The organism is Aurantimonas sp. C2-5-R2 (assembly GCF_036549495.1).
GTDB lineage: Bacteria > Pseudomonadota > Alphaproteobacteria > Rhizobiales > Rhizobiaceae > Aurantimonas > Aurantimonas coralicida_A.
This window is the reverse complement of sequence record NZ_JAZHLJ010000192.1, coordinates 1-2305: the sequence shown is the minus strand read 5'-3', so window position 1 is coordinate 2305 and position 2305 is coordinate 1. Positions and strand designations below refer to the sequence as shown.

The following is a 2305-nucleotide window of genomic DNA, read 5'->3' as shown; positions in this document are numbered from 1 at the left end:
CCCGCATTTGGCGCCGCTGGCCGATCGCGACGGCGGCAAGCGGTTGACGCCGCCGCACTTGCTGCAAACCACACGAGTCTCGGTCATTCCGTTCTCCTTCCGCCCGGTTGGGTGCGACGGCCGGCTGCCTCGCGTCCAGATCCGAAGCGGCCGACACCACCGTAGTGACTTCGGGCGGCCTGCACGCCTCGTCATGATGCACATTGTCTCGATCGATTGTTTGACCTTGCGCAAGTCGCGGCGGAGTTCGCTGTGGTCTGGTCGTCGGCCATGGCGCTCGGCCCCAACTCGGAGTCACAACCCAATGATCCCGCCGAATGGTAAACTCGTCGCGGTCGCCGACTGCGCGACCCTCAAACTGTTCCGGAACAGAGGTGTCGAGCCCGATATCGACATCGTGGCCGTCGACGAACCGAAGGTCGCGGCGACCAACCCCGGGTCGGGCGCCCGACACAGGAATGCCTCGGCCAATCCGGGGGGGCACCGCAGTGCAGGGGATGGTTTCGCGGTGGCAAGGGCGTTGCNAACCCCGGGTCGGGCGCCCGACACAGGAATGCCTCGGCCAATCCGGGGGGGCACCGCAGTGCAGGGGATGGTTTCGCGGTGGCAAGGGCGTTGCAGGATGAGTCTGCCAACCCCGATGGCCGAGCCGCGCAGCTGAATCCAGGACAGGGTATCCGTTGAACTCAATCCTCCACGATCGTCTGAACACCGCCCTGCTGACCGTTGCATTCCTTGGCCTTGTCGGGGGGCTCGGCCTGACATTTGCCGATCTGTCGCAACTGGCGGATACGATCTGGGCGGCGGGTATCCTGCCGGTCCTCGCCGCCTTGGTCGTGGAGATCGTCCGGAGTCTGCGGCAAGGCGAGGTCGGGCTGGACATCGTCGCCGCACTGTCGATGTCGGCGGCACTGCTGTTTGGCGAAACGCTCGCGGCGGCGGTCGTGGCGCTGATGTATTCGGGGGGAACCTTCCTTGAAAGCTTCGCCGAGGGTCGCGCCCGACGAGAGATGAGCGATCTTCTCTCTCGTGTGCCTCGCACCGCGACGCGCCACCGCAACGGCGCGCTCGACGACGTGCCCTTGGATGACGTCGAGCCTGGCGATCTTCTGCTGATCCGGCAGGGGGGACGTGGCGCCCGTCGACGGCACAGTCGAAAACAGCCGCGCGATGGTCGACCAGTCGGCGCTGACCGGCGAGTCGATGCCCGTACGTCTGGAGCATGGGCAGGACGTGATGAGCGGTTCGACCAACGCGGGCGAACCTTTCGACCTGCGCGCCAATCGCCGGGCGGCCGACAGCACTGAACCGCCCCGGGTTTCCCGGAGACCTCATTTCCTGAGAGAATGGGGTCATGATGACGAAACAGACATCGAAGAGATATTCGCCGGAGGTCCGCGAGCGGGCAGTCCGAATGGTTTTGGAGCATCAAGGCGAACACGCCTCGCAGTGGGAGGCGATATCGTCGATTGCGGCGAAGATCGGCTGTGCCGGCGAGACGCTGCGCAACTGGGTTCGCCGGGCCGAACGCGACCAGGGCGTTCGCGCCGGTCAGACGAGCGATGAGCGCGGCCGGATCAAGGCTCTCGAACGAGAGAACCGCGAGTTGCGGCAGGCCAACGAGATCCTGCGTAAGGCATCGGCGTATTTTGCTCAGGCGGAGCTCGACCGCCCGTTCAGACGATGACGACGTTCATCGACAACCATCGTGACGTCTATGGGGTCGATAGGGAACTGCCGCGATCAGATCTCGCAGAAACGTCCCTGCCTCCCTCTTCCCGGCCTTTTTGACCAGTTGGGTGAAGGCGAATTTGCTTGTTCGGTCGATGGCCGCGAAGAGATAGAGCTTTCCTTCAGCAGTCTGCACCTCGGCGATGTCGATATGGAAGTAGCCGATCGGGTAGCGTTTGAACTTCTTTCTGACCGGCTTGTCGCCTTCGATCTCGGGCAGACGGGAGATGCCGTGACGCTGGAGGCAGCGGTGCAAGGACGACCGCGTCAGATACGCAATTGTCGGCTGCAGGGCGTAGAGACAGTCGTCGAGCGGCAAAAGCGTGTGGCGCCGGAAGGCGACGATGACGGCTTCCTCTTCCATCGATAGGACGGTTGATTTTGGCTCTCGAGGACCAGTGCGCTGATCGGCCGTCGTGCTTCGCTTCTTCCACTTCGCGACGGTCTTTGGATTAATGCCGTGCCGTCTGGCGAGCTGCCTAACACTACTTTGGCACTTTTGGTTTGTCGGTTTCTGCGATGAGCATTTCACAATGAGGGCATTGCAGGGGCGGAGGTCGTGCGAAGAGATCGA

Annotated in this window: 4 pseudogenes and 1 other annotated feature; of the pseudogenes, 2 read left to right on the top strand and 2 right to left on the bottom strand. The window is 63.3% G+C overall.

The features are described from left to right. A pseudogene (locus VQ044_RS24800) lies at positions 1-87 on the bottom strand (thiol reductase thioredoxin); the annotation flags it as partial. A 593-nt stretch (positions 88-680) separates the two neighbouring features. On the opposite strand from VQ044_RS24800, the pseudogene VQ044_RS24795 reads away from it, so the two are divergent. Further along, positions 681-1305 (top strand): annotated as a pseudogene (locus VQ044_RS24795) (P-type ATPase); the annotation flags it as partial. A gap of 52 nt (positions 1306-1357) precedes the next feature. After that, positions 1358-1728 (top strand): annotated as a pseudogene (locus VQ044_RS24790) (transposase); the annotation flags it as partial. Beyond that, positions 1642-1767: a sequence feature (AL1L pseudoknot), on the top strand. Its footprint overlaps the pseudogene before it by 87 nt. Here VQ044_RS24790 and VQ044_RS24785 read toward each other — a convergent pair. Next, positions 1718-2266, bottom strand: a pseudogene (locus VQ044_RS24785) (IS481 family transposase); the annotation flags it as partial. Its footprint overlaps the feature before it by 50 nt. The pseudogenes VQ044_RS24790 and VQ044_RS24785 overlap by 11 nt on opposite strands. Positions 2267-2305: the final 39 nt, after the last annotated feature.